Here is a 4,743-nt window from a genome sequence, read left to right as displayed (position 1 = left end):
TTCTGTGGGCCGGGCGCCTTGCGGCCCCGGCCGGCGGTCATCTATCTCGGGCTGGCGTTACCGACAGCCTCCAGCGGTCCACCCGCAGGCTCGGGCGGGCAGCCCTCGGACGCCTGCGCAGTTCCCGGGCCTTGCGGCCCCGGAACCTTTCGACCTTGCTCCAGGTGGGGTTTACCTAGCCGCCCGGGTCACCCCGGGCGCTGGTGCGCTCTTACCGCACCGTTTCACCCTTACCAGCATCCGAGGGATGCCGGCGGTCTGTTTTCTGTGGCACTGTCCCGCGGGTCACCCCGGGTGGGTGTTACCCACCACCCCGCCCTGTGGAGCCCGGACGTTCCTCGGCGGCTCCGCCGGAGCGGAACCGACGCGACCGCCTGGCCGACTCATCCACGATCCTCAGCATATGACACGGCGGCCGGATCCGGGCGGCTCTGTCGATCAGCAGCCCGAACAGCTGGGCCACCAGCCCCACGGAATAGTACGATCGCGCAGCCTCCGGCCTTCCGGAGACATGGATGCCCCGCGTCACGGGTGACACCGTGCCCGGTGGGTAACACCGTGCGCCATGGGCGGCATGGACTGTCAGGTCGTTGATGGGACGAAGGACGGGGATCGGCCGTGACCACCCCTGGGGATCAGCCCAGCAAGAAGATTGATGGCACCCCTCCCGAGGCGGCACCGCCCGGCGGCGGCATCCCGCCGGTGCCGCCCCCCACCGGCCCCAGTCCGACCGCGACGGTCCCTCCCGCCGGCCCCGCAGCCGCGGCGGCGGCACCGCGCAAGGGAGTCGGCTACGCCACCTACGCGATCACCATAGTCGTCCTGTTGATCGCGATCGCCGTGGTCGTGTTCGTCCTGAAGAACAACGCGCGGGTCAACATCTGGCTGTTCGGATCGTTCCCGAACATGTCGGTGGCTGGCGCGCTCGCCGCGGCAGCCGCGGCTGGCCTCGTCATCGGCCTGCTGATCGGGCTGATCAGCCAGGTCAGGGTGCGCAGGGAGCTGCACCAGTACCGCCGCGGCAGACACTGACCGGGCTCGCTCCTCCTCGGCCGGTCCGGCCGCCCACCACCGTCACCTCGCCGCTCCTCCTGGCCTGCCGCTACTGGCCTGCCTCCACCAGGTGGGCGGCGTGGATGCCGTCGTTGAAGCCGCGCAGCACCGCTGGACCGTCCGAGTACCAGTCGATCGTCGACATCGACACCAGGTCCAAGTGCAACCGGTAGAGCACCGCGGGCGTGGCGTCAAGCGCCAGCTGCGTCAACGCCTTGATGGGTGTCACGTGCGAGACAAGGAGAATCCGCCCGCCCGGATGTGCGGCGAGGATGCGGTCCCGGGCTGCGGTGACCCGCCGGACCGTGTCCAGAATGCTCTCCCCACCGGACGGCGGCACCGCCGGATCAGCCAGCCACGCGTTCAGCTCCTCGGGAAAACGCCGACGGACCTCGCCGAAGGTCATGCCCTCCCAGGCGCCGAAGTCGGTCTCGCGCAGGTTGTCGTCAACGATGTAGTCCCGGCCGAGGGCGTCCGCGGTCTGCCGGGCCCGTTTCAGCGGCGAGCAGTACACCGCATCGAACACAGCCTCGCGCAGCCGTCCCGCCGCGGCGTCCGCCTGCGCGTGGCCGATGTCGGTCAGCCCCACGTCCACCGTGCCGCTGAAGCGTTTCTCCACCGACATCGGGGTCTGGCCGTGGCGCAACAGCACGGTGGTCGTGGGTGGCGCGGGCGGAGCCATCCACCCGGACAACCGGTTCGTGGTCGGTGCCAGGTGCGGTGTGGGCTCGGGTGACTGGGGTTCCGTTGGCTCCCAGGCGCGGCCCTGGGCGGCGGCGTCCATAGCCTCGTTCGCCAGCCGATCGGCATGGCCGTTGCGCTCTCGCGGAATCCAGCCGTAGCGGACCTGCGAGAAGCCGAGCGCGACATCCGCGGCCTCCATCGCCAGCGGGCGCATGGCCGGATGTTTGATCTTCCATCGTCCGCTCATCTGCTCGACGACGAGTTTCGAGTCCATCCGGACTTCGACGGCGGCGTTCGGATCGATGTCAGCCGCCGCCCGCAAGCCCGCGATCAGCCCCTGGTACTCGGCGACGTTGTTGGTCGCCCGGCCGATCGACCCGGCCCGCTCGGCCAGCACCTCACCGGTGTCGGCGTCCCGGACAAGCGCGCCGTAACCGGCTGGGCCCGGATTACCCCGCGATCCGCCGTCGGCTTCGACGACAAGCCGGTGCGACGGACGGTCATTCATGATCTGCTCCCATCGCCGGTGCTCACAGACCCGATTCAGCGGTCCGGACAAGGATGCGCCGGCACTCCTCGCAACGCACGACCTCGTCCGGTGCCGCCGCCGCAACGTCACGCAGATCAGCGCCGGACAGCTCCAGGTGACATCCCTCACACCGGCGTCGGACGAGACGCGCCGCACCCACACCGGCGGAGGAGACACGCAGGCGCTCGTAGAGTGCCAGCAGATCCGCAGGGAGGGTCGCGACGATGGCATCGCGTTCACGGCGACGCGCCGCCGTCTCATTATCAATCTCCGCGAACGCGGTATCCCGGCTGCCGCTGACTGTCGCCAGCTCGGCCTCGAGACTCTCCTGATCAGCCCGGATCACCCCCGCGCGGGTCTGGAGTCCCTCGATGACCTCCATCAGGCCCAGTGTCTCGTCCTCGAGGGCGTTCTGCCGGCGAGCGAGTGAGGCGATCTCCGTCTGCAGATTTTCCAGCTCCCGGGAACTGGTGATCTGCCCGGAGTCGAGACGTTTCTGGTCCCGGGCGGCCCGCGCCCGCACAAGATCGACCTCATCGTCCAGCTTCTGCTGCGAACGGCCCAGATCCCGCAGCTCCGTCGAGACCCGCACCAGGTCGTCATGGGACGCGCTGAGCCGCGAACTCAGCTTGTCGATCTCGGCGAGTTCGGGCAGGTTCCGCCGCCGCGCGGCGAGCCGGTCAAGGCTGGAGTCGATCGCCTGCACCGCCAGCAGGCGAAGCTGGGTCGCGTGGTCGGCCTTCATGTGCTCCTCACTGTGCTTACCAGGCTCACTGTGTGCGTGCGCGGCTCGCCGCTCCCGCGGCTCACCGTGCTTGCGCGGGGGGCTGCCCGGCACGGTATTTCAGGCGGTACCCGGCACGGTTCCCGACGCCGGGCGTTCAGGTGGCCACGATGAGGCCGCGTGCCATCGCCATGGGTCGGTGACCAGGCTGGAAACCGTCATGTTCACCGTACGGCCTCGGATGGCCAGGCCGGCGCTCAGGCGGGCGGAGGCGTCCCGCAACCACGGCCATTCGCTCGCCCAGTGCGCCACGTCCACGATGGCGACGCCGTAGGCGTTGACAGCGTCCAGGACGTGGTGGTGCCGTCCGTCGGCGGTCACCAGCGCATCGGCTCCAGCGCGCGCGGCGGCGCCGATCAGCTCACCGCCGGAACCACCGCAGACCGCGATCCGGCGCACCAGGCGTTCCGGCGTGCCGGTGGTGCGCACCCCACCCGCCGTGGCGGGCAGCCCGGCCGCCACCCGGGCGCAGAACGCACCGAGTGGTTCGGGCTCGGCGAGGCTGCCGACGCGGCCGAGCCCGCCGTTGCCGGGCTCGGCCGCGTCGGGCTCAGCCAGCGGCCCGACGTCGCACAGCCCGATTGCCCGCGCGAGCGCGTCACTCACGCCGGGACAGGCCACATCGGCGTTCGTATGCGCGCTGAACAGCGCCGCACCGCCACGGATCAGCGTTGCCACGACCCGGCCACCCGCATCGGTCTCCGCGACGCCGTGAACGCCCCGGAGGAACAGCGGATGATGGGTGACCAGGAGCTGCGCACCACGATCAACGGCTTCCCGCGCGACATCGACCGTTGGGTCGACGGCGAACAGAACATGCCGGACCGGCATATCCGGGTCGCCGACGGTGAGGCCCACCACATCCCACGGCTGTGCCCAGGATGACGGATAACAACGTTCGAACTCGGCAATACAGTCGGCCACAGTGCAATATGGTGCGGTCACCGTCCGGACACTACCCAACCGTGATCGGGCTGGCCGCTCCGGCGCGTCCATACCGAGGCCGCGTACGGCTACGGAACGCCGCGACGTACCGTGATCTGTGCGGCGGAAGGACCCGGACCGCACGTACATGCTGATCCAGGCATGCTCACGGCCAGGAGGCGCGATTATGGCGCTTCCGCGCCTGTGCGGGCCTCAGGAGACCTACCCGGAGATGGGGATTGCGACATGGTGGATGTGTCCGTACGGTTCCAGATCGCCGGAGACGCCGAGGTGGTACTGAACCTGCCCACCACCCAGGCGGTGCGCCTAGTCGAAGCCATCATGCACAACGTGGCCGAGGCGATGGCGGCGCAGGCGCGCGGGGGCCAGCAAAGCCCACCAGGCCCGCAGGTCCAGCAGAACCAGCACCTTCAGCCGAGCCTCCAGGGAAGCATCGGCTGGGGGGATACCCAGCTGCGGGGCGAGCCGCCGCCCTCGGGCCCCACCCGACGCCCCCTGGGCTGACTGTACGGGCCGCCCGGCTCCCGCTGGCCGGCCCGCGAACGACGGAGGCGAGCCCACTGGATCATGGCGGGCCCGCCCGGCGGGAGCCGGCATCCGCTCCCGCTTCTTCCGGGTGCACACGGTGCTCGGTGGCGCTGGGACCGGCGGACATCACCGGTCGCGGCACCACCCGCCCGTCAGTACTGAGGCACGCCGCCGGCCTGCCTCGGCGCCAGCGCGCACCCGGCCGTTGACGCACATCTGG

5 protein-coding genes and 1 other RNA gene are annotated in these 4,743 nt (G+C 70.3%); 2 read left to right on the top strand and 4 right to left on the bottom strand.

What is annotated here, in order from left to right:
- Positions 1-32: 32 nt before the first annotated feature.
- An RNA gene (gene rnpB / locus MJ785_RS16515) (RNase P RNA component class A) lies at positions 33-375 on the bottom strand.
- Between the two features lie 243 nt (positions 376-618).
- Here rnpB and MJ785_RS16510 point away from each other — a divergent pair.
- Positions 619-1,032, top strand: a complete 414-nt coding sequence (locus MJ785_RS16510; RefSeq protein WP_239311615.1) for a lipopolysaccharide assembly protein LapA domain-containing protein — start codon at positions 619-621, stop codon at positions 1,030-1,032.
- A gap of 70 nt (positions 1,033-1,102) precedes the next feature.
- Here MJ785_RS16510 and MJ785_RS16505 read toward each other — a convergent pair whose 3' ends face one another.
- From MJ785_RS16505 to MJ785_RS16495, 3 genes are all read right to left on the bottom strand, one after another.
- The gene (locus MJ785_RS16505; protein ID WP_239311616.1) at positions 1,103-2,245 is read right to left on the bottom strand and encodes a bifunctional RNase H/acid phosphatase; all 1,143 of its coding nucleotides are present in this window, start codon (positions 2,243-2,245) and stop codon (positions 1,103-1,105) included.
- 22 nt (positions 2,246-2,267) lie between these two features.
- Positions 2,268-3,011, bottom strand: coding sequence for a zinc ribbon domain-containing protein (locus MJ785_RS16500; protein WP_239311617.1), 744 nt, complete (start codon positions 3,009-3,011; stop codon positions 2,268-2,270).
- A gap of 99 nt (positions 3,012-3,110) precedes the next feature.
- Entirely contained in the window at positions 3,111-3,995 is an 885-nt protein-coding gene (locus MJ785_RS16495) for a Nif3-like dinuclear metal center hexameric protein (RefSeq protein WP_239347041.1), read from the bottom strand.
- Positions 3,996-4,220: 225 nt separating this feature from the next.
- Between MJ785_RS16495 and MJ785_RS16490 the strand changes: the two genes are divergently transcribed.
- A complete protein-coding gene (locus MJ785_RS16490; protein WP_239311621.1) occupies positions 4,221-4,499 on the top strand; it encodes a hypothetical protein in 279 nt (92 codons plus the stop codon).
- Positions 4,500-4,743 lie beyond the last annotated feature (244 nt).

Origin of the sequence: Protofrankia sp. CiT1, assembly GCF_917627335.1 — a bacterium.
Taxonomy (GTDB): domain Bacteria; phylum Actinomycetota; class Actinomycetes; order Frankiales; family Frankiaceae; genus Protofrankia.
The sequence above is the reverse complement of the archived record's forward strand: the minus strand, read 5'-3'. Positions and strand labels throughout refer to the sequence as shown.

Excerpts from the sequence above, each read along its gene's own strand:
- MJ785_RS16500 (WP_239311617.1), bottom strand. The coding sequence starts at position 3,011 with ATGAAGGCCGACCACGCGACCCAGCTTCGCCTGCTGGCGGTGCAGGCG.
- MJ785_RS16490 (WP_239311621.1), top strand. The coding sequence starts at position 4,221 with ATGGTGGATGTGTCCGTACGGTTCCAGATCGCCGGAGACGCCGAGGTG.
- MJ785_RS16505 (WP_239311616.1), bottom strand. The coding sequence starts at position 2,245 with ATGAATGACCGTCCGTCGCACCGGCTTGTCGTCGAAGCCGACGGCGGA.